Below are 20,863 nucleotides of genomic sequence, written 5' to 3'. Positions count from 1 at the left end.
ATGGCACTCGATCACGTTTTAAAAGGATGCGAGCTTTTCTTTGAACTTTACGAAGATGAGGTCGAGAGAATCCTCCGTTCTCAATCTGTTCATCACTACAAACCAAACGAATTGATCATTCAAGAAGGTGACAAGGGAAATCAAATTTTTATTCTCCTCGAGGGTATTGCCGAGATTCAAAAAAATGCCATGGGCGGAACCAAGTTTAACGTTGAAAAATTGAAGCCAGGGGAGGTTTTCGGCCTTCTGATGATTCTCGACGAAAAGCCTTACGGTATCGACATTATTTCAAGAACCCGGTGCGCAGTCCTAGAAGTTAAGCACGCTGCAATTATGGATCTCTTCGATAAAAACCCCCGAATTTTCGGCATAATCATGCTCAATATTTGCAGGATCATTGGTAAACGCCTTCGTAACGCCCATCAGCGGATGTCTGAATATAAAGGGGAATGATAGAGATCGCCCCTATATTTACTTTAGAAAAATTACCACAAAGTGAAATTCTATCCCACTTATATTCCTCAGGTATCCGCCTCCTGTTACCGAATGCTTAACTAGCGCGGGAAATCTTAAGTGCTCTAGGTTGGACTCATCATAAGACAGGATCTCCCCAATCACAAAAGGAGGACTCTGTGAGAAAGAAGATTGTTACCTTGGTCTTGGGCTTCTTACCCTTTGCTGGTCTCTCTGCTGTGGCCAAGGAACACACTATAAAGCAGAAAAATAAACAGTTCAGTCAAAAAGAGATCAAGCTCAAAGTCGGCGAATCTCTCAAGTTCACCAACGAGGATAACACAACCCATCACATTATGATGAAGGTGGATGGAAAGAGAATCAGCCAAAAACAGGTCGAAGGTGCAGCACCTATTGTCCAAACATTTTCAAAGCCTCAGGAAACCACAGTGCGTTGTGCTATCCATCCAAAAATGATGCTTAAAGTTACGGTTGAGCCTTAACAACAGGAGAATCCCCTTGAATAAGATCGTTAGTTCACTTTTGTTTCTAACGCTATGCAGCGCTCAGACAAACTTAGCTGCCGACGAAGCCCGAATCAAAATCAACCTTAGCACCAAAGGCAACAACATCGCCTTCGATGTTGAGGCAGTTCAAGTGCCTCATGGCAAAGACATCGTGATCGATTTCCATAACCAAGCACTTTCGGACTCGGAAATTCTTCACAACATCGCTTTGCTGAAGCCAGGCTCCACAAAGGAAGTCATGGAGTTTTTTGCCAACAATGACTATGACCAGGAAAAAGTCAAAAACCACCCTATGGTGATTGCGATGACACCAATGCTCGCCCCTGGCAAAAAAATTCAATTAATTGTTCCGTCTAAGGATGTTCCGAAGCCCGGATACTATCCTTATGTCTGCCTCGTTCCAGGACACGGAGACATGCTCGGAATGAAAGGCATTTTAAACGTTACGAAATCCAGCAAATCCAAGTAAGGGTTGACAAACGATGATAAACATTCTCAGTATCCTCATGCTAAGCAGCTTGCTTGGCACTTCAGTGTCCCTGGCAAATATGGACGCCCTGAAGAAAGATTTTCAAAGGCCCGATTCCATTCCTTTCCCTGACGATAATCAGTACAGCGCGGCCAAGTACAAACTGGGCTGGACACTTTTCTTTGACCCACGTCTTTCGACGTCGGATTTCATATCATGTGCGTCCTGCCACAACCCCGGCCTTGCGTGGGGTGACGGCATGGCAACCGCTACCGGCCACGGTATGAACAAATTAGGTCGACGCACCCCGACTATTTTGAATCTCGCATGGGGTGAGTTGATGATGTGGGATGGTCGGGAAGACTCCCTTGAATCCCAAGCTCTTGGGCCAATCCAAGCGGCCGGCGAGATGAATATGCCTCTTGATACTCTGCTTCCAAAATTAAAAGCCATTGCTGGCTATGGGCCACTGTTTAAAGCCGCGTTTGGTGATAGCGAGGTGACAGCAGATCGCATTGGTAAAGCAATTGCGACCTACGAGCGCAAGGTGGTCTCTGGTCAAGCTCCCTTTGACAATTGGATCAAGGGTGATGACGATGCAATTTCCGATTCAGCGAAACGTGGTTTTGCTCTGTTCAACGGCAAGGCAAACTGCGCTGTTTGTCACTCAGGGTGGCGGTTTACAGACGATGGTTTTCACGATATCGGTGTCAACAGCGATGACCTAGGTCGTGGGAAAATTTTGGAGATCGAAGAGCTGAACCACACATTCAAAACCCCTACTCTTCGCAACGTCGATCAAAGGGCTCCTTATACCCACAACGGTTCTGAAAAGACGCTGATCGATATCATCGACCTTTATAATGAAGGAGGTCGCATCAAGCGGCCCACCGTTTCTGAAGAGGTTCGCGAGCTCGGTCTCAATCGGCAAGAGAAAGTGGATCTGGTGGAATTTCTGAAGTCTCTCACCAGTGATGATCCTGCTATGTCGATTCCAACACTACCGCACTAGACCTAAAATTGAGAGCCATGAAGGCTCTCAGCCTAATCCATATCACCTGGTCCGTCATCAAGAATACTCAAACTCACGAGCCAATCGAGATCATCTTCAAAGAGTTCGTCATCTTCCCACCAAAGGGTCTCGTCACTATCGAAAAAACCATCGTCCTTGCTGTCGTCATTCTCCCATCTGGATAGCGAGGTTTTTGGTCCCAGGTTTCTCAATACTGTCGACCTTCCGTAAGCTTTTTTGAGGAATTTCCCATGGGAAATATTCCGAGCGAAAGTTTGTTCCATCATGCTTCCCTTTGTATTGATAGGTATCCAATGATGCTTAAACAGAAACTGTATAAGCAATAAGTGCACCAGTTTCGACTTGGCCGGAACTCGTTCACCAACCTTAGCTTTGAGAATCAGCGCTGAGTTTTACTAAGTCCTATTCGTTCCATTCAGTAGGAAGTTTCCCACGAAATTGCAGGAAAACGCTGCAACGAATTTCAATTCCTAAGGTCGATGGCTTTTACAGAAGCCTAACGGATCTGACTGAAAATAGACATCCTCAATCCCACTGATTTAGGTTTTAACGAACTCTAGCTCCAACTTAGCTATTGCCACATTTATTTGCAGCTAGGGAAAACTCATTATTTACTCATGAGACCTTAGCCATCGTTTTACCATCAACGATCACTAGAAAGGAGGCCGTGATGATGCGCTTCGAAGGCAAGACAATTGTAATCACCGGAGGTTCAGGGGGCATTGGTTTAGCGACAGCGATCCGAATCGCTGAAGAGGGTGGCCGGGTTCTAGTTACCGGAACCAACGCAGGTAAACTTGAAAAGGCAAATGCTGCCCACGAACGAATCGATGTATTGGCAAATGATGCGGGGGACCCTAAAGCTGCTGAAGAACTAGGACAGAAGGTCAAGGAAATGTATGGAGAGATCGATGGCCTCTTTCTCAATGCAGGGTTTGGCGTTTTTACCCCAATTGAAGAGGTTACTTCAGAACAATTCGATAGTCAGTTTAATGTTAACGTTCGCGGCCCAATTTTACATGCAAAAGAGCTGGGCAGTTTGATTAAGAAGGGTGGCAGCGTTTTACTCAATACATCCATCGCCCAAAACTTAGGAATGCAAGGAGCAATTCTATACGCATCTACAAAAGGGGCTCTAAGAACTGCAACCCGGGTTTTGGCAAGGGAGATGGCAGATCGAAGCATCAGAGTCAATGCCGTAAGCCCAGGGCCAATCGGAACAGACTTCTTCGATCGCACGGGGATGCCAGAGGATCAGGTGAAAGGTATGGCGGAACAGATTATGAACCAGGTTCCTCTAGGACGTTTTGGTAAGCCAGAAGAAATCGCTGCTGCATCAGCGTTTCTCTTGTCAGATGACGCATCATTCATGACAGGCTCTGAGATCACAGTGGATGGCGGCATGAGTCAGCTATGATACTAGAGGCTGTCGTAGCTAATTCAGGCGATCATGAAATATTAGCAATCAACAGCTTGATTGATATACTCTTCCAGGTCTAATGCATTGGTAAAGTCCTTAGCTATGACACCCGAAACTGGCGGATGAGTGGATTGCTTCCCTCGTCCGTTTAGTATGTCTCGAATGAAGATCCCTTTCACCCGATCCGGGTAGATTTTGGCAACAGATTCATAAATAGTCCGATCTTGCTGGCCGCTATCGCCAATCAATATCACTGGAATTTGGGGGCACAGCTCTAGGATTGTTTTGATCTTATCGATCTTGTGATTGTGGCCAATACTGACTAATTTATTCTGCTTCAAGCCAAGCCTTTGCATCAGCATGGGACCTTTGGGGAACCTCTGGATTTCCAGCACATCCTGAAGCATCTCATAAAGACTCCAGCTAGAACTGGTCACATAAAAGAAAGCTGGCGGTGCGCCGCTACCTGCTCTCGCTTCTAAGCTACGATACAAATTTGCCATCCCATCCACCGCATTGCGAGTTCGGGCGTTGTTGGTGAAAGCTAACTTTACGGAGCGAAACAGGTCGCTAGCTTCTGATTCAATAATTGTGTCATCGATATCGCTAATCACGATGTATGGCGTTTTTTGAGTCACCAGAGTAAGGGGAATCGTTTGCTGATACCTCACCAACGAAAAGCCTTCTGGGGCACTGGTGACCTCAATCTTAGCCTGCCGAGCTTCTGCAGGTCTTGTAAATCGAGCTGTAAAATAACCGGTTCCACCGCTAGTACCACGCCAAGTAGAATCGCCGATCTGAATCGCAATTTCCACGCCTGGCGCTCGGGAGCGTGTGAAGCGGCTCAGTAAATCACGGGTATTCATCCACCAAGGACTGTCTTCGCCAAGGCTTTTATCCCTCAGCACTTCAATGACGCGCCCTACAACATAGGCACCTCGCGGGCCGGAAAAACCATGATAGGCGACCGCATCGAAGGGCCGCTCGACATGAAGGGTTTTCTTCACCCGCCGCAGAGCTTTGGCTGCCATGATATCCAAGCTTTCAGGGTCTTCTCGGGGTGGTAAAAAGCCTTTCTCGCAGTCTCGCTTCATTGCACGTTCCATCTCATTCCCAATCATTCGGTATTCTGGACCTTCACCATAGACAAGTCTTTCCAAGGGAATCAAGCCCTTTAGATAGTATACCGAGCGAAGCTTATCAGAATGGCGGCAAAACATTCCTGCCACATTTTGCCAAAAAAAAGAGCCCATGTTTCCACACGGGCTCACTCGAAGAAAGGGAGTAAGGAGGCCTTTTCCTCTAAAACGCTAGGCCTTAACAGGGCAAGTCTCCAAATCACTGGCTAAATTGCAAGTCCTGTACCTTCTGAAAGATTTTTTTAAAGTCCCGATTTTACAGAAAAACGAGGTCCTTAATTCAGTCAAAAACCTAAACAGTGTTTAAGGAAATGCAAATTTTGAGTTTTCCGGGAATTCCCTAGGACACTTTCGTAACCTTTGGGGCCGATCACCGAACCTTTGAGGAAGGCTCTTGCCCTTCTCAAGGTCACTAAAACGACAATGCCTTGAGTTAACAAAGGTTTGTCTGCTATGATCGAGCGTCAAAATCACTTTGGAGACAGTGCCCATGGCCCAAAACGCCAAATCAATTGTAATAGAGAAAGCTAGTCCTGAAATAGAAAATAGATTTGGGTTCGCCAAGAAAATAGTATCAAGCGGGCTCGACTTAAAAGCAAGAACCATAGAGACCCTTCAAATCAACATCACGAAGTTGTGCAATCAGGCCTGTGTTCATTGTCACGTCGACTCATCTCCTCGGCGCCGAGAGGCTATGAGTGATGCAGTGATAGACCAAATTATCAAGGTCCTTGAATCAAACCCTAGTATCAAGGCTCTCGACATCACCGGTGGCGCCCCTGAGCTTCACCCAAGGTTTAAAGAGTTGGTTACGAAGGCTCGTCAGCTTGAGAAAACGGTTATCGTACGCCATAACCTAACTGTAACTCACGACCCCCATCCACAAACTAAAGAAAGCTTGGCAGATTTACCGGACTTCTTCGCCGAACAAGAGGTGGAAATCGTTTCCAGCCTTCCCTACTACCAAGAGTTTTTTACCGATAAGCAAAGAGGTTCTGGAGTTTTCAAGAAAAGCATTCTATCGCTGCAAATGCTTAACGAACGTGGCTACGGCATTCCAGATAGCAATAAAATTCTGAACCTGGTCTACAACCCGGTTGGCGCATTTCTACCACCACCTCAGAAAAGCCTTGAGGCGAGCTATAAAAAAGAGCTTAAGGAAAAATTTGATATCAGCTTCAATCACCTATTTGCTATAACGAACATGCCAATTCACAGGTTTAAAGCCCAGCTTCGACGTCTCAAAAGCTACGAAGATTATATGGAAAAATTAGTTTCTGCTTTTAACCCTGCTGCCGCGGAAGATGTGATGTGCCGCAGCTTGGTAAGTGTGAGCTTTGATGGCAAAATTTATGACTGTGACTTCAATCAAGTGCTAGATATGGAGATTGATAGCCCTAACGGAGCCATGACAATCTTCGATTGGAACACAGAAACCCTCGCACAACGAACCATTCGTACCGCTGACCATTGCTTTGGCTGTACTGCTGGCGCTGGATCGAGTTGCGGCGGCAATACCACATCATAAAAGGACCTAAAACAATGAGTTACTACGAATCCAAAGATCTGAAGAAGTTTGCTGAAGTAGGCACCTTTCGCCCCGAGCTAATGGATAAATTTTTTCAATACTATAACTCTGTGGTGGGTGAAGACGGTGCTCTTACTAAACGGGAAAAAGCCCTCATTGCACTGGCCGTGTCTCACGTGAAGCAATGCCCGTACTGCATTGATGCATATACCAGTGCTTGCTTGGAAAATGGTTCAAACCCCGATGAGATGACCGAGGCCATTCACGTGGGAGCAGCTATGGAGGCGGGTATCAACCTCGTCCACGGAGTTCAAATGCAAAATGCTTTGCGAGCCAAAGGGGCACTTTGAAACTGCGAGCCATAGAGCTTCGATCAAGGCACTCTAAAGCCAGAGCTTCACAAGCTATTAATGGAATTATCAGATCACCTCTCAGGCCGGTTGTTCGCTTCGCTCTAAAACAGCCGTTACCGTTTTGCAGAATATATCGGGATCGAGGGGCTTCACATACCAGACCGTGATCCCAAGCTCCTTGCCCTTGTATTTCAAGTTTTTTGATGACTCTGTGGTAAGCATTCCGATCGGCACCGTCTTGTAAGCTTCGATGCTTCGGATTTCAGCGATCATATGTAGGCCATCCCACGTAGGCATATTAAAGTCTGAAATGATCAGGTTAAAATCCTTGTGTTCCCGAGCGAGGCGGTAGCCTTGAAGCCCATCGTGAGCCTCCACAACATCATGCCCTAAGCCAACTAGCAGAGCACGAATCTCGTAGCGCATAAACTCTGAGTCATCCACCAGAAGAATCTTTGCCAAAACCATCTCCGTCGTTACCAATCGTTATCAATGTTAGCGGCATTTTCTGGTAATCGTTGGGGAATTGTACATAATAACCCGAAATTATTTACATAATCTGCACGAATTACTCTGTAGTTTTTAACGAGTCGCCATTGCTGATTGGCAAATTTGTCCGTAGAATCCTGATAATACAAGCAGAAAGTGGGAGATTTATAATCAGGCATAAAAACTCCTTTTGTAGAGCCTTACGCCTAATCAATCGGTAATAGCTAGGAGGATCAAGAGGATCCTAGAATCGTTCTAATATCAGCAGCTAGATCACTATAGTTCCTAGGTATCTCGTCGGTTAGGCCAGAAACCTACCGCTCCTCCGGGCGGACTCTATCTTAGCGACGCCCCATGAGACTTAGAAACTGCTGCTGCTCGTGGGCCTGAAGGGAATCAAAGCCCTCGACCTTCTCTGTAAGCGTAAAGCTCGTCTGCTTCTCAACACCCCTCATCATCATACAGAGATGCTGTGCTTTGACTTGAACAAGAACAGCTCGCGGTGCAATAAGTTCCTGGATAGCGGCCGCAACCTGCTCCGTGATCCGCTCCTGAACCTGCACACGTCGGGCGTAGGTTTCTAAAAGACGAGGTATTTTCGATAGCCCAAGAATCTTCTTGTCGGGAAAATAAGCAACGGTAGCAGTACCCCAGAAAGGTAGCAGGTGGTGTTCACACATGCTGTAGAATTCAACGTTTTCAACGCTGACGAGGCCCTTGCCCTCGGAATCGAAGACCCCTTCACCCACTGCGGTTTGGGGATTGAGATCGTAGCCTTGAAATAAGTGGTCGAATGCCTTGGCAAAGCGGTGGGGTGTTCGCAAAAGACCTTCCCGACGGACGTCTTCACCGGTCATGCCTAGTATTAACTGGGCCGCCTTCTCTCCAGACTCCCGCTTGTATTTTCTTGAATCGAAGGCATCGTTGGCGGTAGGAAGATCCGTACCAGGCTCGCCTTTCAGTTCCTCGATAAATTCTTCTTTCATCATGCTTTGGATTCCTAAGAATGGCATTTTACATAAACTTTGTCGCCACCGCGCGGCTCGTCGCCGGCTACTATTGGTATAGGAAAGAGTATCGGTTTTCCAGACCTTATTACTCAATGCCACAAATTTACGCAGGCTTTACGCGGTCTCTATGACATAATTAGTCTTGCTTGTCAAATATGTCGTTGACAAGGCCATTGGATCATGGTTCGTATAGGCTCGACCCCTTTTTGTTAAGGAAGCCAATTCATTGTTAAAATTAGAAGAGGTAAACATGCGATACCACCTTGGGATACTGGCTGCTGCATTGAGTTTCGTAACAGCTTGCGATTATAACAAGCCTGAAGACTACAATCCGAAAAGTGATTTCGAAGCCTACAAAGCAGCAGAGCAGAAGGCCCAAGAAGCCGCTAAAATGAATCCCGTAAAAGAAGATCCAGCGGTTGCAATGGCGAAAGCTGCTGCCAAAGATTACAACACCTACTGCTCATCGTGCCACGGTGCTGACGGAGCTGCAAACTCACCAACTGCGATGGCTCTCAATCCCAAGCCCCGCAACTTCACTGATAAGGCGTGGCAAGATTCAGTTGACGATGCCCACATCTACAAGGTGATCGATGAAGGTGGCCCTGCAGTAGGACTTAGCCCGACTATGGCTCCTTGGGGTGCTGCCTTGAACGATGAAAAAATCAAAGCCTTGGTGCAATACGTCCGTAGTTTTGCGAAATAGGCTCATGATAGGAATGGCGCCGCAACGCACTGGTAATTTCACTCAGTAAGCTGAGGCGCCCACCTCCTCCGTCATTCCACTTTGCAATAAAAACCTTACCGCAAACTCTACCAAACTTTTGATATCACTACATTCTTTCAAAATCTTGTGAGCGCCTCAATGGCAGCGACGGGTTAAACCGACAAACCTTCTTTAAGGGGGGTTTATGGTTCGGCGCATAAAAAAACTCGATGAGGCGGTGGTTGATCCCAGTGACTATGTAAGTATGAACCGGTACACCCAACCGCTTCATGGTGGCGATGGTCGGGTTCTAACAATCGCAGAAACTCACCCCACTCAAAGGCCCTGGAATCGCATTCACCCAGCTTTGGAACTTGATATCGATCAAAGGCTTTATAAGTTTCTTTCAGAGATGTCGCCAGTCATGGATGAATTTTGGGATTATATCAGGGCCCAATCCATTCAAAAAGATATCCTGTTTCGCTGGCACCGTCGACGCTTACAGCTCCTCATGGAAACTGAAATCGTAGCCGAGCGTGAACGACTATTTAAAGAGTATGTCACAGCTCTTTTGTTCGAGCGGGTCTATAGCCAAGCCTTGGCTAGGCGCAAGATTTTCTTTGATGTTCGCGATAAGGCTTGGGAAGACGCTGAAAAATTTCATCGCGTTCACCAAGAGATGTTTCTGGAGCGCCTGCATCGGGATCGGGTGTTTATTCGTCAAGAAGTGCAAAACCCATACGTTCCTGAGCTGCGCAAACCAAACGAAAAAAAAGTTCTCCACCTTGAAAATGAAGACCTATACGACGATCGAAGGACTGAGCAACGGATTATCGAGTCCTTTCAAATAGCCAGAAAGCAAAGCGCAACAATATTTGACCAATCTCTGTTCCGTGGCCTTAGCCTCGCTAACGACCAACTGATGCAAACACAAAGTGTACGAGAGATTCGGCTTGTCCTGCGATCAATGGAGGCGCGCTGGGCTTCCCTGTACAAACAAAACCAAGTCTTGGAACACATCCTCCTCTCTGAGATGCGGAATCAATCCGATATTATGAAAAAGATCAATGGCGATCGATCTTCGGATGCTCAGATGATACCGCGATCACAACAATACGACGGGCCATATAAAGAGCAAATTTACAGCGAATCAGTGCAAAGCCAGCTATTGACATCACTTCAAAAGCCAGATCTAGCTGTGAAAGAGGAAAGTCGCCACTTGGTAATCAACACCTACGATCGCTACCAAAATTTGGAAGTTACTCGCGATGTGCAGGCCAGGAGCCAATTTACTAGCGTGTCTCAGCCTAACCCTCAGGATGCAGCAGCCTCTGCGATGATAGCTCCGCAAGATCAAGAACTTGATTCGTATCATCACCTCCAGCAGCAGGCTGCCTACCCTCGTAAGCTTGCAGAGGCCTTGCAAGGCGAGCATAGTTTCGATGTACCACGACGCTCCGTGGAGCAAACTCAAGAAATTGATTGGGCAAACCACGATCACAACCAGAGCAAAGAACGCTTGAGTGAGCAATCGCAGCTGAGTATCGATCAACAGCGGCTCGAAAACCATCAACGGACGATGAACCACCTGCTTGCGGGCCACGATTATGCGCGGCACTTCCTAGCAGATGTTGCTGCGTCGAGACCTGAGAACCAAATTTCGGAAGACGATAGCGACCAGGTGCAAGCTGTTTCTAAAATCAAGGGTTCCGCTGCCATTGATGACGACTGAGCATAGCTAATTTATAATTGCCAGTGATGGCTGTAAATGTTAAGAGGCTGTCTGAAAAGACTAAGACCAAGGCTTGGTGATGATCTAAAACCGGAGTTCATTCGGCTAGATGAAAAAATTTTTTGCCGATACAAAGCACCAAAAACTGCCCGTAGTCGCAGGCTTCAAACTTACGATATCATTCATTTATACTTCAAACTCAAAACGCCCCAACGTTGATTGAGGCTAACAATATACAAAAAGTGTCAAACAGGAGAACTTGATGAAAGTAGAGGCAGGTAAGAGCCATATCCACGGAACAGGATTATTTAGCCGGGAAGCGATCAAAAAGGGCGAGCTTATCGGCCAGTTCGAGGGACGAGCAACCAAAGAAAACGACATCCACGTCCTCTGGTATGAGGAAAAAGGCAATTGGCGCGCACTTTCCGTCACCAACGTCCTAAAGTATGCCAATCACAGTAAGAAGCCCAATGTCGAAGTTCTGGGCCGGGAGATGTACGCCATCCGCAAGATCAAAAAAGGCGAAGAGATTACATTTGACTACGGTGACGAGTGGCAATAAAAGTCGTTTAGAAGCTGGGCTCAGCTCAGCTGACTAGCTTCATTTGCCCCTTCCCACAGACTAAAATCACTTCTTGGACCTTATTAATCTCTTGACGTACTCTTTCGAGACTAGCAAAGATCTCGTGAGGCTTGCCGTTGCTTTGGTCTTCAATGAGCTTTGCGCAGGCTCGATCCAAATCACTTGCATCAAGAGACGCCACGAGAGTCTTAAAGCTGCCACAAGCGATTCCAAGTTGCGGCCAGTCCAAGCGATTGGCTGCGTCTAACATAAACTGGTAGTGCTCCTCTAACTGCTGACTAGCATGTGTTAGGAACGACTCCAGATCAGCATCGCTTTTCTGTTTGAGAGACTGAACCACCCCTTTGAAAAAGCCTGTTCGCGAAAGAGAGTCTAGTTGCCCTCCAAACTTCTCTGTGGTGGTTTTATTTCTGGCATATGGAATACCATGAGCCTTCAGTTTTCTATAGAGCGTAGTTCTACCGATTCCTAACCTCTGGGCGACACGACTAAGATTATGCTTTTCTTGCTCGATTGCTACCTTGATTGCAGCCTTCTCGATCTCTACCAGAGTCTGAGACTTCGTCTCTTGAATTTCTAAAGGGGTTTGTGGAACAGTGGAAGTTTCTACTTGCACTAGCAGGTGAGGCGGGATTTTACTGAGGCTTGATTTTCCTGGTTTATTTAGGATGATGAGTTTTTTGATAAGGCTGCACAGCTCTCGAATATTTCCAGGCCAACTGTAGGAGATCATTTGCTCTAAAACATCGTCTGACAGAGATATCAGAGGTTTTTTTAGTTCAGAGCAATATTGAGCCACCATCTTCCTTGCGATCTTAGGAATATCGACTTTCCTTTCGGAAAGGCTAGGCACTCTTAGCTCAAATTCTGCAAGACGGTAGTATAGGTCGTGGCGGAAATTGCCTTTAACAACTTCTTGCCTTAGATCTTTGTGACTGGCACACACAATCCGAACATCCACCTGCCGCACTTGATTCGATCCTAAAGGCTCGATCGTTCCCTCTTGGATCACACGGAGTAGCTTCACTTGAGTCGAGATTGGTAGCTCAGCCACCTCATCTAAAAAAATTGTGCCGCCGCTTGCTGCTTCAAATTTACCAATCCGATCCTGACTCGCTCCAGTGAACGAGCCTTTGATGTGGCCGAACAACTCTGATTCAGCGAGTCCTTCAGGAATAGCAGGGCAATTGACCGTAATATAAGGCCCCTCCGCAACTCGGCTTTGATTGTGAATCGTTCGTGCTAGCAACTCTTTACCGGTGCCACTCTCCCCCTTCAGGATAATGCTTGCATCCGTCTTGGCAATCACGATCAGTTGCTCCAGCAAGGCTGCCATCTTAGGCTCGTCCGTAGCAATATCAGAAAAATGGTAGCCCGGATCACGACTCAAGACTTCTTTGATGGCAGCGAGAATCTTGGCAGGACTAAGGGGTTTAAGAATGTAGCTTTCAGCCCCTAAGGCAAAGGCACTCTGTACGGTATCCTTGTCCCCATCCCCCGTTACAACAAGGACTTTGATATGGGAGTGTAGTTTTTTTAGTTTTTCAAGAACCCGCAAGCCATTCATGTCGGGAAGGTGGATATCGAGCAAGACGATATCTGTGTCCCTCGATACCGTCGCCAGGCAGTCCTTACCGCTACGGCTTAATTACACCAGATACTGCTGCTTCTTAAGAATCTCCTGCAGGAGATCTTGAATAATTGAGTTATCTTCGCAAACCATTATTCGCGTCACTGCTGCTCCTCCTGCCACCCCTTTCGGCCTCTGATGCAAAAGATCTTAGTTGTTTCAAATCGGAACAAACTGTCTAAAACAGCTTGTTCCGATTTGAAACAGCCTCAATGAGCACTCAAGTCTTTTCAAGAAATTAAAAATGGTCTGCATCTTGCCTATCTAGAAGAGAGGAGGTGACGCCATGAAACGTTTAGTTAACCTGAGCATTTGGATACTACTCGCGGCTTGCGGGACCGACGAACCCACAGCCGTTACAGATCAGCGAATAGAGAAACTAATGTCACCTACTCCCGGCGATACCGATGAATCCGGAGGTACAGGCAGTTCAGGCAATAGAGAACCGGATGCTATCGTCGTAGTAGAGGAGGGCTCGGTCATCACCACAAACGACGATTCGAATGTCCAAATAGAGGCTTCGCGAGACCGTCGAAATCAAGACGACCAAGAATTAACTCTAAACGATCAGGAAGTCGAAAGAGACACTTCTGACTGGTCCGACAGCCAAGAAGAAGAGGAGCTTGGAGAAGAATTTCAATCTAGCCCCAACAACTCTCCCGACCAAAATATGAGTAGCGAGAAAGTCCATGCTGAATCTGATCCTACAGGTACGAGCGAAGATAGGAGCAGTGAGCAGGAACAAGAATCAAACGTTGCTGAAAACACTGAAAACTTCGAAGAAGTGAACCCCAATGAAGAGCAGACTGAAAATTCCGATACAGGCAGCTCCAACACAGAGCAGGACTACGGATCGGAGAAAGAACCAATAAGTGCTAAAAATCTTGAAGACTACTATGAAGACCTGACACCAGAGCAACAAGAAGACTTGGAAAAAATCGAGCGAGAGATAGAATCAAGAGGTGCGTGGGATTTACGCTACGTTGCTCTATCAGGACTCAAAGCCAAGGTCGCATTGATCAAGTTCCTTCTAAAGGGATGGTTCAAAGGTGAACTAAAAGAACTTATTCGATCAGGTAACATTGAACTTAGAGTCATTTACAAAGACCCCGCAAGCACTCGACTAGTCTCCGAGATTGTAGAGCTAAGTGCAACAGGCTACGGCTTTAAGTTCAAGGCACGTCGATCGGGTTTGTATGTTTTTACAGCAAACTACTAGGGACAAGAATGCCGCGCGAGAACATCGTTGGCCTTGCTGCCTACCGGTGTCCCCAGGCAGCCAAGATTTTGGCCAGGCACGCTATTTCCGCCACCGAAGGCACCCCCGGGCTGTCGCTTAAGGGTAGTAGCGATTAACAGACTTACTAGCAAAAAGTCGGAGAGAATGTCGCTGCTTGTGAAAAGGCCAGGCTAACCACACACGGAAATGCCATATTTATTAATTTCTCAATAATATCAGGGGAGTTCAAGCGACTGCAGCCCGCCGTGGGTGCATCGCTTGGATTTCCCTTTGCTATTTACCAGCAGAATCCGCTATATACCCCGTTTAAGTCGCAATCACAGCCGTATGATCCCCAAAGGAGAGGAGACCATATTGGACAATAAGGAAGCCATGCTGCTCGACCTTAAGGGCGCTATCGAAACTTGGTTGAATGGGAAGAAGTCCCGTAGCCTATCGATGCTAGCCCATCGAACAAATAAGGCTTACTCAACCATCCGGTATATCGCTCAAGGCGAACGACTACCCAATGAGTCGACCATATTTTCCATCACAGATATCATCATGCCGACTCAGGAGCGGGTGGCATTTTTCAAGAGCTATTTCCCAAAAATCGGCGAGCTGATGGAATCAGCTTATAGCCACGAGGTTCGAAACGAGCCTCATCACGAGATGCTTAGGCGCTACCTCAATAAAGAGCCACACAATCGAATCTTCAACATTGCAGCGACGAGTCACGGGACCAATCGCACGGACATTCGCGTTCTATTGGGTGATGTAGGCATCCAAGCACTGCAAGAAATGATCGATGAAGGTTTTCTTGTGGAAGACGACCGCGGCTCGATCCATTACTCAAGCGACTCTTGGGCCCTAACCGATGTCGACGACATCTTATCTCAGGTAAAAATGTCTATCAGCCATTTTGACAAGAGTTTGATTGGAACTGATGCTGCATCCCTTGTAAATATGACAGCTTCAGTAAGTCAGGACCAGCTTTCCCGAGTGAAGAAACTGATCCAAGACTTTGCCAGAGAATTATCAAGCCTAAAGAATGACGATGATGCAAAGGGTAATGTGGCGTTTTTCTGCAACCTCATCTATAGTATCTACGATCAAAACCAGTGGCGTCAGTCACAAGGAGACCTACATTGAAAACCATACGTACAATCGCTATGAGCTTGCTGATTGCCAGTTCAGGTTTTGGCAACGGTAGCGACACTGTTATGTCAGCTCGGATGATTTCCTTGATACTAGGAGAGAACCCACCCAAAAATGACAACCGAGATTCAGAGCCAAGACTGGACGAAGAAACGCTGCTACAAATCGCAGAGAGTTTCGAAGAAAACCGAACGGTACTAAGCGTCCCTCTTGCGGATTACTATGTTCTAATGAACCACGGATCGAAATTTATTGATCAAATCAGCAATGCATTAAATCGCAATGTCGATGCCATATGGTTTGATCGTAATTCCATGCTCATCTTCATCGAAGTTGGAACCTGTACTTTGGCTCTTCAGCCGATCGACCCATAATAAAAAAGGCGAACAAACTGTTCGCCTTTGTTCGCTTCGCCGTTCGTTGTACCCAACTACTTGGCGGCCGGCTTATTTACAACCGCCAAACAGATATCCACGCTCGACAGGACATCATCCAAGCGAATCGGTTTGAGCAGCGAAACCTTGATCGAATCCCTGATGGAGTTTAGCTTGTCATCCCAGGCAGGATAACCCGTAACGGTGATCATCAAGATGGAGTCATCAAAACGACTTATCTCTTTAACAAGCTCGACTCCATCCATCTCTGGCATGACAATATCAGTGACAACAACGTCCGGCCGTTGTTTTTTCACACTTTCGAGTGCTTCCCTGCCGCTCATTGCGATATCGACATCGATTCCTGCCTGCTCCAGACAGGGTTTAACAAACTCGATGAAATCCACTTCATCGTCGACTAGTAAAACTCTTGCCAATGTTCTTCCTCCTGATGACCAAAGTGTGTAAGCAGAACCTTATCTAATAGTATACTTAGACTATGCCATATAGGAAGATATTTCTTCAAGCAACCTGAACTTATCTGGCAACATCTCCTACGGTTATGGATGACAGGATTCAAAAATAACCCGAATAGAGAAGCAATATCCAGAGGTCCTGAGCAGCTAATTGCATCCCGATTATGGCTCAAGCCCTTTAGACTTTGTCCTGGCGTGTCCCTTGTTGAATCTAATGATTATCGCTCAAGCTCCGACAACAAAGGGTACTATCGAGAGGAATATTCCTTGAAAGTAACGACGACCGCATTCTGGATTATCGCGACAAACGGCTTTTGGCTAGGGTGCAAATCCAGCTCAAAACAAGCAAGCCCCGACCCTGAACTCAATAGTCAGCAGCGTTTGGTTTATGCACCAAAGAAAGCCCCTCTATGGCCAAGCTGTGAGGACGCTCAGGCAGATCAATTACACTTCCCTTGCCCTGATGATCGTAGCTTCTTATGTCGTTACCGGGATGATAAGGCAGTTTGCTGGGTGATTCATAATCCAGCCCGACAAGAGTTTTGCACTGCCGAGAGAGGTCGGGGCTTCGGCACTGCACTACCCTGCTCTGGGGAGCAGGGGGGTTTTTGCGCTTGGAACGATCGCAACTATCAGAAAGCCTGCACCCCGATCTACCATGCATCAGAGCACATCTATTGCTTTACAAATGGTGGTAAGGGCTATGACACCAATAAAAGCTGCCAAGGTTCGCCAGAACTTCCTTGCCGTCAATGGGCATTAAAGCAAGATGTAACCTGCCTTGCTACCACTGCAGCAAATGACTTACCATACTGCATTGAGCGGAAGGGCTTTGGCCAAGGGAATCCATTTCCTTGCAACCGGAGCCATGGTCTACTATGCGCTCTTAGGGAACGAAGCAAACCCCGCGATTGGTGTGTTATCAGGAATCAGTGAGCGACCCCAAAACTTGTTTTGTTCCCTAGTGATTTGATGATCTCTGTTTTCCAAATGGCTGAGGTGGTTCCTTCACGGGCCAGCTTTAGGGAAAGCTGAGCATAGGCCTTAGCTGACTCCTCAAGCTTGGAAAGATGAAGCTGCTTAAATACCTTAAAGGCATTAACTCGCGTTTCGCCCAGGGTTGAAGCGATTTCCACGTCGTTGATTGCTAGCATTGTAGCTTGAGCTAAGCCTACCAGCTTCAATTGAGCCGGAGCACAGCTTTGGGTGATACCGATGCGGCACACTGCTTCGTAGTGAGTTTTTTCCTTCAGAAAAAGATCATAGTATGCCTTCACGGAGGCTTCGGGGTCTTTGATAAAAGCGTTGGCCTGATTATTTTCAATAGGCTTGGTAAATATTTGAGCCAACTTGAACTTCATCATCCCTAAGGCCTCCCTAGCGCTCACTGATTTAGGCGCGGCTGCTAGAAGCTTGGGCTCAAGTGCTTGCATTGCTTTCACATCATTTCGTGATGAAGCGTACTTAGCGAGAAAGCCAAAGGCCTTGCCCGCCGCTTCGCTATCATGTTTAGCAAGTTGCAGAATACGATTAGCACCAAACACAGCATCCTTAGGCTGACCAAACTTTTCTTCGGTTTCTAAATATTTGATCGCTGCGTCGAGCTGCCAAGCCGGTGGCACCCCAGCGGCTAGACTTTGTTCTTTATAAAGACGAGTCGCCCAACCATATAGCTTGCGGCTCATGTACAGTTCAGCGAGATTGCGGCGAATCTGAGGGATGTCTTGCTCATTAGGGTATTCCCTTAGGTATTTTCCGTAGAAAAAAAATGCATACTCCATTGTTTTCTTATTGAGCGCAGCCCACTTTCCTCCTTCGAGCATGACAAACTTTCTCTTAGGGTAAGATGGGTATTTATCCACCAAAGTTTTAAAAGAGCTGAGGGCAGGAGCCAATTTACCAAGGTTTTTATAGGCCAAACCTAGAGCATGGTAGGCCTGAGGGACCCTTGGATCGCTTTTAAACAAGCGAACAAAGTCGGTTAGATATTTAGTTGATCGATTGTACTTTTTCTGAGATAGATCGATCTGGCCCTGATTGAACAAAGCACTAGCAAATGGCTGTTGGAAGTTCACTCCCTTGCCACCATTGGTCATAGGAACCTTGCGTTTCATACTCAGAAACGTCAGCTCGATCAAGTTCACCCAACGTTTGCTTTGAAAATAGTCATTGAAAAGCATACCTGCCGCTTCTGAGGTATGGCGATTTTTCTCCACATCTTTTTGAAGATACTTCCACCAAAGGTTCTCCGCAGACTTCACTTGCCCTACAGACCGATGCAATAGACCAATGTGAGCCAAGGCTGTCCAAGGCTTTTGCTTATTGCTCTTTAAGATTTGTTCAAACAGACTGAGAAGTTTCAATCGGGCCTTGCGATCACCAGGAGCAACTCCCTGCCAAGGAGGATCTTCGGGCCATTTAGCGATCTGACTTTGTGCTTCGATCGCAAGGAGATAGTTTTTATTAGGAGAATCTTTAGCAAGATCTAAATAAGCAGCAACAGCCTTGTCAAACATGTTGCTCCGTCTGTAGACTAAGGCTAGCCTCTGCCTGAACGGATACGACTCTCTTCTAGAGCTAAGAAACTTAAGGAAGAACTTGGTTTCTTCAATTGCCGATTCTGCAAATTGCACATTGCTTGCAGCCTGGGCTAGAAGCTTGCCAATAATATCTTTATAGTCTTTCATGACTTCTTCAAAGAAGGCCTTGCGCTCTCCTTTTTTGGCCTTACTATGACGTTTCCAGATGGAACGGAAGGCCATTCGCATCTGCTGACTGTCGCGAGTTTTTTGATAAAGGGTTTTTTCTATCTGCCAGATTCGTCGATCGAGTAGTACACCACGGGAATCTTTTTGATAAGCGTCAGACATGTCGCGATAAATTGCTAAACCCTGTTTGTACTGCCCTGAACGAATCGCTTTCACCGCCTGAGATTCTCGAAAAACATCAACCGGAATCACACCCTTGAAAGAGTCATAATCAAAGGGCGGCTTGCCATCTAAGCCACCATTCAAAGCAGACCAGATAAAAAATGCCGTATTCGTTACCAAAATTTGAATGCCTTTGGGCGCTCCTTTTGAAACGTTCACCACGTAGCTGAGAGACTTTTGATATTTCTGATTCGGTGGGTTCACGGCATCGCCATCGTTGTTCAACCCAGCCTCAGACATAGCAACTGTCAGGCGATGAGCAATGCGCCCGTAGACTGAAGAACTTGGTGCCCGTTTGAGGTAATCTAGCCCTTGAGAGGCGGTAGCCTTCACTAGAATAAGGGAATAGCCAACCATGAGGTCAATATTGCCAATCACAGCCTTATTGTTGGCTAAGCTCTTTTTAAGATCGATCAACTGGGTAACCGCTGTACCCCGACCCTCGCTACGACCGTACTGTGCAATCAATTGATAGTACCGGGCGATATCTTTTTTGCCATCTGATTTTGACTTTGCCCGATAACGTTCTGCGTAATCTGCCAGCCAATCTCGGGCTTGGATACGACGTTCCTCGGCACGTGAAAGGTGGCCGTTCACTCCGTAGAAATGAACAACAGCTGCTGCATCCTGATAGGCAGAAAGCAGCTTCTTAGCGCTGGGGTTTTTATCAGCTACGAGGGAGTCCAGATTGGAAAGCAGGCTTTTATAGGCTCGATTCGCTTTTTTTTGACTTGTTATCTTGTCTAGGTCCACCTCAAGCGCAGATATCTCCAGAAGCTTCACGATGTCAACGCGAAACTGGTGCTGGAGTATGGGGTCGAAGGACGCGGGCGCACCTTGGCCAAGGAGAGCTGCACTCTTCACCAGGGCATAGAAAAGGATGACCAGTCTAACCATATTAAATCTTTGCTAGTATGATTCCTCTACACGGTTCTGCTCGGAGTTTTCTATAATTGCTTTAGTTTTTTGTTTGACAATTCTGTAGCGCCTTAAGGATTTCAACTATATAGACGTAAAGCTTCTATATTATTTGCCTTGTCCTCCAGAGCCTCAAATCCCCGTTGCTCTCAAGTCACTGAACACCTGGTCGTCAGCATTTTCACAGCACTTTTAGCAGTTCCCTGCCCAAAGACTTTACACTTCTGACTAGTACTCTGATCAAGGAGTCCTGCGAACTCTTTTGCAAACCTAATTAAAACCACTAATTAAATCACCTAATTCATATGGATAGTTTTTTGCTTACTCATCCATCTGCCCATGATTCGGGCTGAGCTAATAAGCATTTGTGAGAGGTAGAGTTAATGAAGTTACTTTTATGTATGGCTATCCCCATAATCTTAGGGGCTTGTGAAAACAAGACATCTAAGAAAGTTGATGAATCCCAAAAAGAGTGTAGTGAGTCTGCTCTTTATTCTTCCGCACGAGAGCACCAGTTTATTTATCCAGACCACAGGCAAGAATATTCACCTGGAACAGTCGTATACCAGCCAAAGACAGGCCGCGTCTATCGGTGCAAGCGCTACCCTTACAGCCAATACTGTCAGCAATGGTCGCCATCGGACAGGCGTTTTGAGCCTGGAACCGGAAGCAACTGGACAGCTGTTTGGGATCTACTCTAAGTTCACGCACTCTAA

Annotated in this window: 22 protein-coding genes and 1 pseudogene; 15 read left to right on the top strand and 8 right to left on the bottom strand. The window is 46.6% G+C overall.

The features are described from left to right. The 4 genes from B9N89_RS23295 to B9N89_RS23280 all read left to right on the top strand — a co-directional run bounded on the left by B9N89_RS23295 (position 1) and on the right by B9N89_RS23280 (position 2,461). Positions 1 to 453 (top strand): Crp/Fnr family transcriptional regulator, encoded by a 453-nt coding sequence (locus tag B9N89_RS23295; RefSeq protein WP_132323206.1) that lies wholly within the window; start codon positions 1 to 3, stop codon positions 451 to 453. Between the two features lie 179 nt (positions 454 to 632). Beyond that, positions 633 to 956 carry a cupredoxin domain-containing protein gene (locus B9N89_RS23290; RefSeq protein ID WP_132323204.1) on the top strand — a complete coding sequence of 108 codons (324 nt, stop codon included), beginning with the start codon at positions 633 to 635 and terminating at the stop codon, positions 954 to 956. A gap of 16 nt (positions 957 to 972) precedes the next feature. Next, on the top strand, positions 973 to 1,449 hold the full coding sequence (locus B9N89_RS23285) for a plastocyanin/azurin family copper-binding protein (RefSeq protein ID WP_159455587.1): 477 nt from the start codon (positions 973 to 975) through the stop codon (positions 1,447 to 1,449). Positions 1,450 to 1,462: 13 nt separating this feature from the next. Further along, the gene (locus B9N89_RS23280) at positions 1,463 to 2,461 is read left to right on the top strand and encodes a cytochrome-c peroxidase (protein ID WP_132323200.1); all 999 of its coding nucleotides are present in this window, start codon (positions 1,463 to 1,465) and stop codon (positions 2,459 to 2,461) included. Between the two features lie 32 nt (positions 2,462 to 2,493). Here B9N89_RS23280 and B9N89_RS23275 read toward each other — a convergent pair whose 3' ends face one another. Beyond that, positions 2,494 to 2,745 (bottom strand): hypothetical protein, encoded by a 252-nt coding sequence (locus B9N89_RS23275; RefSeq protein ID WP_132323198.1) that lies wholly within the window; start codon positions 2,743 to 2,745, stop codon positions 2,494 to 2,496. A gap of 407 nt (positions 2,746 to 3,152) precedes the next feature. Here B9N89_RS23275 and B9N89_RS23270 point away from each other — a divergent pair, with 407 nt between their 5' ends. Beyond that, positions 3,153 to 3,899, top strand: coding sequence for an SDR family oxidoreductase (locus B9N89_RS23270; protein WP_132323196.1), 747 nt, complete (start codon positions 3,153 to 3,155; stop codon positions 3,897 to 3,899). 41 nt (positions 3,900 to 3,940) lie between these two features. Here the strand turns inward: B9N89_RS23270 and B9N89_RS23265 are convergent, their stop codons facing one another. Then, positions 3,941 to 5,155 (bottom strand): phosphatase domain-containing protein, encoded by a 1,215-nt coding sequence (locus B9N89_RS23265; RefSeq protein ID WP_132323194.1) that lies wholly within the window; start codon positions 5,153 to 5,155, stop codon positions 3,941 to 3,943. A gap of 376 nt (positions 5,156 to 5,531) precedes the next feature. Here B9N89_RS23265 and arsS point away from each other — a divergent pair, with 376 nt between their 5' ends. Further along, a complete protein-coding gene (gene arsS / locus B9N89_RS23260) occupies positions 5,532 to 6,569 on the top strand; it encodes an arsenosugar biosynthesis radical SAM (seleno)protein ArsS (RefSeq protein ID WP_132323192.1) in 1,038 nt (345 codons plus the stop codon). Positions 6,570 to 6,583: 14 nt separating this feature from the next. Beyond that, positions 6,584 to 6,919, top strand: a complete 336-nt coding sequence (locus tag B9N89_RS23255) for an arsenosugar biosynthesis-associated peroxidase-like protein (RefSeq protein ID WP_132323190.1) — start codon at positions 6,584 to 6,586, stop codon at positions 6,917 to 6,919. An 81-nt stretch (positions 6,920 to 7,000) separates the two neighbouring features. Here the strand turns inward: B9N89_RS23255 and B9N89_RS23250 are convergent, their stop codons facing one another. Then, positions 7,001 to 7,384, bottom strand: a complete 384-nt coding sequence (locus B9N89_RS23250) for a response regulator (protein WP_132323188.1) — start codon at positions 7,382 to 7,384, stop codon at positions 7,001 to 7,003. A gap of 368 nt (positions 7,385 to 7,752) precedes the next feature. Then, complete coding sequence (gene folE / locus B9N89_RS23245; protein WP_200820775.1) at positions 7,753 to 8,400, bottom strand: GTP cyclohydrolase I FolE; 648 nt, start codon at positions 8,398 to 8,400, stop codon at positions 7,753 to 7,755. Between the two features lie 271 nt (positions 8,401 to 8,671). Between folE and B9N89_RS23240 the strand changes: the two genes are divergently transcribed. The 3 genes from B9N89_RS23240 (at position 8,672) to B9N89_RS23230 (ending at position 11,421) form a co-directional block, all read left to right on the top strand. After that, positions 8,672 to 9,127 carry a c-type cytochrome gene (locus tag B9N89_RS23240; protein ID WP_132323186.1) on the top strand — a complete coding sequence of 152 codons (456 nt, stop codon included), beginning with the start codon at positions 8,672 to 8,674 and terminating at the stop codon, positions 9,125 to 9,127. Positions 9,128 to 9,332: 205 nt separating this feature from the next. After that, on the top strand, positions 9,333 to 10,859 hold the full coding sequence (locus B9N89_RS23235) for a hypothetical protein (protein WP_132323184.1): 1,527 nt from the start codon (positions 9,333 to 9,335) through the stop codon (positions 10,857 to 10,859). Between the two features lie 262 nt (positions 10,860 to 11,121). Further along, positions 11,122 to 11,421, top strand: a complete 300-nt coding sequence (locus tag B9N89_RS23230) for an SET domain-containing protein (RefSeq protein WP_132323182.1) — start codon at positions 11,122 to 11,124, stop codon at positions 11,419 to 11,421. Between the two features lie 25 nt (positions 11,422 to 11,446). On the opposite strand, the gene B9N89_RS32320 is transcribed toward B9N89_RS23230, so the two are convergent. After that, positions 11,447 to 12,058, bottom strand: a complete 612-nt coding sequence (locus B9N89_RS32320; RefSeq protein WP_459550696.1) for a helix-turn-helix domain-containing protein — start codon at positions 12,056 to 12,058, stop codon at positions 11,447 to 11,449. Beyond that, positions 12,050 to 13,069: pseudogene (locus B9N89_RS32315) on the bottom strand (sigma-54-dependent transcriptional regulator); the annotation flags it as partial. The pseudogene B9N89_RS32315 and the gene B9N89_RS32320, both read right to left, overlap by 9 nt. Before the next feature lie 289 nt (positions 13,070 to 13,358). Here B9N89_RS32315 and B9N89_RS23220 point away from each other — a divergent pair. The 3 genes from B9N89_RS23220 (at position 13,359) to B9N89_RS23210 (ending at position 15,823) form a co-directional block, all read left to right on the top strand. Further along, on the top strand, positions 13,359 to 14,291 hold the full coding sequence (locus tag B9N89_RS23220; protein WP_132323178.1) for a hypothetical protein: 933 nt from the start codon (positions 13,359 to 13,361) through the stop codon (positions 14,289 to 14,291). Positions 14,292 to 14,666: 375 nt separating this feature from the next. Next, complete coding sequence (locus B9N89_RS23215; RefSeq protein ID WP_132323176.1) at positions 14,667 to 15,443, top strand: hypothetical protein; 777 nt, start codon at positions 14,667 to 14,669, stop codon at positions 15,441 to 15,443. Beyond that, positions 15,440 to 15,823 carry a hypothetical protein gene (locus B9N89_RS23210; protein ID WP_132323174.1) on the top strand — a complete coding sequence of 128 codons (384 nt, stop codon included), beginning with the start codon at positions 15,440 to 15,442 and terminating at the stop codon, positions 15,821 to 15,823. Before B9N89_RS23215 ends, B9N89_RS23210 begins: the two co-directional genes overlap by 4 nt. Positions 15,824 to 15,879: 56 nt before the next feature. On the opposite strand, the gene B9N89_RS23205 is transcribed toward B9N89_RS23210, so the two are convergent. Next, positions 15,880 to 16,260 carry a response regulator gene (locus tag B9N89_RS23205; protein ID WP_132323172.1) on the bottom strand — a complete coding sequence of 127 codons (381 nt, stop codon included), beginning with the start codon at positions 16,258 to 16,260 and terminating at the stop codon, positions 15,880 to 15,882. Between the two features lie 306 nt (positions 16,261 to 16,566). Here B9N89_RS23205 and B9N89_RS23200 point away from each other — a divergent pair, with 306 nt between their 5' ends. After that, entirely contained in the window at positions 16,567 to 17,235 is a 669-nt protein-coding gene (locus B9N89_RS23200) for a hypothetical protein (protein WP_132323170.1), read from the top strand. On the opposite strand, the gene B9N89_RS23195 is transcribed toward B9N89_RS23200, so the two are convergent. Continuing rightward, complete coding sequence (locus tag B9N89_RS23195) at positions 17,229 to 20,126, bottom strand: tetratricopeptide repeat protein (protein ID WP_132323168.1); 2,898 nt, start codon at positions 20,124 to 20,126, stop codon at positions 17,229 to 17,231. The genes B9N89_RS23200 and B9N89_RS23195 overlap by 7 nt on opposite strands. A gap of 404 nt (positions 20,127 to 20,530) precedes the next feature. Between B9N89_RS23195 and B9N89_RS23190 the strand changes: the two genes are divergently transcribed. After that, positions 20,531 to 20,848, top strand: a complete 318-nt coding sequence (locus B9N89_RS23190; protein ID WP_132323166.1) for a hypothetical protein — start codon at positions 20,531 to 20,533, stop codon at positions 20,846 to 20,848. The last annotated feature ends 15 nt before the right edge of the window (positions 20,849 to 20,863 follow it).

The sequence above is a fragment of the Pseudobacteriovorax antillogorgiicola genome (assembly GCF_900177345.1).
GTDB lineage: Bacteria > Bdellovibrionota_B > Oligoflexia > Oligoflexales > Oligoflexaceae > Pseudobacteriovorax > Pseudobacteriovorax antillogorgiicola.
The sequence above is the reverse complement of the archived record's forward strand: the minus strand, read 5'-3'. Positions and strand labels throughout refer to the sequence as shown.

What these genes read in the sequence shown, in the direction of transcription:
- B9N89_RS23295 (WP_132323206.1), top strand. Translation starts at nt 1, where the DNA reads ATGGCACTCGATCACGTTTTAAAAGGATGCGAGCTTTTCTTTGAACTT.
- B9N89_RS23280 (WP_132323200.1), top strand. Translation starts at nt 1,463, where the DNA reads ATGATAAACATTCTCAGTATCCTCATGCTAAGCAGCTTGCTTGGCACT.
- B9N89_RS23275 (WP_132323198.1), bottom strand. Translation starts at nt 2,745, where the DNA reads ATGGAACAAACTTTCGCTCGGAATATTTCCCATGGGAAATTCCTCAAA.
- B9N89_RS23270 (WP_132323196.1), top strand. Translation starts at nt 3,153, where the DNA reads ATGATGCGCTTCGAAGGCAAGACAATTGTAATCACCGGAGGTTCAGGG.
- B9N89_RS23265 (WP_132323194.1), bottom strand. Translation starts at nt 5,155, where the DNA reads ATGGGCTCTTTTTTTTGGCAAAATGTGGCAGGAATGTTTTGCCGCCAT.
- arsS (WP_132323192.1), top strand. Translation starts at nt 5,532, where the DNA reads ATGGCCCAAAACGCCAAATCAATTGTAATAGAGAAAGCTAGTCCTGAA.
- B9N89_RS23255 (WP_132323190.1), top strand. Translation starts at nt 6,584, where the DNA reads ATGAGTTACTACGAATCCAAAGATCTGAAGAAGTTTGCTGAAGTAGGC.
- folE (WP_200820775.1), bottom strand. Translation starts at nt 8,400, where the DNA reads ATGATGAAAGAAGAATTTATCGAGGAACTGAAAGGCGAGCCTGGTACG.
- B9N89_RS23240 (WP_132323186.1), top strand. Translation starts at nt 8,672, where the DNA reads ATGCGATACCACCTTGGGATACTGGCTGCTGCATTGAGTTTCGTAACA.
- B9N89_RS23235 (WP_132323184.1), top strand. Translation starts at nt 9,333, where the DNA reads ATGGTTCGGCGCATAAAAAAACTCGATGAGGCGGTGGTTGATCCCAGT.
- B9N89_RS23230 (WP_132323182.1), top strand. Translation starts at nt 11,122, where the DNA reads ATGAAAGTAGAGGCAGGTAAGAGCCATATCCACGGAACAGGATTATTT.
- B9N89_RS23220 (WP_132323178.1), top strand. Translation starts at nt 13,359, where the DNA reads ATGAAACGTTTAGTTAACCTGAGCATTTGGATACTACTCGCGGCTTGC.
- B9N89_RS23195 (WP_132323168.1), bottom strand. Translation starts at nt 20,126, where the DNA reads ATGGTTAGACTGGTCATCCTTTTCTATGCCCTGGTGAAGAGTGCAGCT.
- B9N89_RS23190 (WP_132323166.1), top strand. Translation starts at nt 20,531, where the DNA reads ATGAAGTTACTTTTATGTATGGCTATCCCCATAATCTTAGGGGCTTGT.